The organism is Bradyrhizobium sp., from assembly GCF_036009065.1.
Taxonomy (GTDB): domain Bacteria; phylum Pseudomonadota; class Alphaproteobacteria; order Rhizobiales; family Xanthobacteraceae; genus Bradyrhizobium.
Genome location: NZ_DASYMN010000432.1, coordinates 1 through 1,593 on the forward strand (window position 1 = coordinate 1; position 1,593 = coordinate 1,593).

The window sequence follows — 1,593 nt, forward strand, 5'->3', positions numbered from 1 at the left end:
GTCAACGACTAGGGCGGCTGCCTTGCCGGATCGGGCAATGATGGCCCGGAACACGTCCGTCAGCGTTGGGCCGTCTGGCGTCCCAACGCGGTCGAGATCGAAGGACAGCCAGTTGCTGATACCGAGCTTGGCCAGCCCGCCCCTCCGGACGGCGCGCACCGGGGCGCTGTCGAGACCTCGGAGCGTCGCGCGAAGGACGTCGGCGATCAGGGCGGCAGGATCGCGTTGGCGATCTGCCCAGAGGTCCACGTAGGTCGTCACGACGTCCCGCGCGCGCAGCACCGTGAGCAGGTCGGTCTTGACGAAAGCCGTCTTACCGGTTCCTCGGGGTGCCGCGAGGAACAGGCCTGACGACCTGTCGAACGGCCCGAGGCCGAGCAGGGCGTCCGCATACCCCTCGGCCAGCTTGGGACGGTGGAATAGAAAAGGTTGGCCTACGGCAGCCTCCGACGCCGTTTATCCCGCTTTACCCAATCGTCGATAATTTATCTAGACGACGATAAAAGGCAATAAGAGTGTGTACGCGAATAAATCCCTTACTGCGCCTCGGTTTGAGCGACGAGCCGGCGTGAGAGAATGGATGTCATTGCGATCCAGATGTGCGCGGCAAAGAGGTCAGGCGCGCGGTCGTACACGATGTTGAGCCGCCGATAGCGGCTCAACCAGGCGAACAGCCGCTCCACCACCCAGCGGATCCCGCGCGGCAGAAAGCGTCCGTCTCGCGTGCCGCCGGGCGAGACCACGACATGGATGTCGTGCTCGAGTGCCGCCTCGGCGAAGGGTGCGCCCTTGTAGCCGCTGTCGCCGAGCAGATCGCCTTGGAAGCCGAGCGCGGCCAAGCGCGGCAGCGCCGGCAGGATGCCCGCGCGGTCGTCCGTGTTGGCCGGATGCAGCTCGAGATCGAGCAGCGAGCCGTGCTTGTCGCACACGACGCAGAGCTTGATGCCTTTCACCAGCTTGCCGCCATCGATGCCGCGCGCCCAGGCGGTCGGAGCCGAGCGGAGCGAGCGGCTGTCGGCCACTACCGCCGAGGGCAGCACCTCGTCGCCGCAGGCCAGCCGCCAATCAAGAGCGAGGCGCTGGCCCAGCCGGCGCCACAGCCCTCGGCGAGACCAGCGGGCGAAGCTGGTGTGCAGCGTGGTGAAGGGAATACCCGAGAGCAGCCCAGCGATGCGCCACTGCATACCCCCGAAGGTCAGCATCCAGATCAGCCCGATGACGCGCCTTCGCAAGCTGAGGTCCGGCTTGCAGCCGCGGCGATGCACGCCGACCCGCTCGCGGTCCATGGCCTCCAGCTCGGCCTCGACGGCGAAGATGAACACCTCAATGTCGGCCAGGACGTTCCAGCCGTCGCTGCGGCTGGGGCGAGGAACGGGTCGGGCGGAAGGCAATGGCAGATTGACGGGGCTCAAGATGCTGGCGTGAGACATCGGCCCGATATAGTGCGCCGCCGCCGTCCCATGCCTTTATGTGCTGTGACCGACACGAATAGTCGGATTATTTCGCGTACACACTCTAAGCGAGGCCGGCTGGCTCTTGCCGGGAGCTGACATGCTGGCCGGCCGCTCTTGAATAGACCAGCCGATGACGAAG

Annotated in this window: 2 protein-coding genes; both read right to left on the bottom strand. The window is 66.0% G+C overall.

Annotation, left to right across the window (positions count from 1 at the left end; translation table 11 throughout):
- A partial coding sequence (locus VGP39_RS25695; RefSeq protein WP_327570900.1) for a hypothetical protein occupies positions 1–261 on the bottom strand: 261 nt, incomplete at its 3' end.
- Positions 262–536: 275 nt separating this feature from the next.
- Positions 537–1,412, bottom strand: coding sequence for an IS5 family transposase (locus VGP39_RS25700; RefSeq protein WP_327570901.1), 876 nt, complete (start codon positions 1,410–1,412; stop codon positions 537–539).
- Positions 1,413–1,593: the final 181 nt, after the last annotated feature.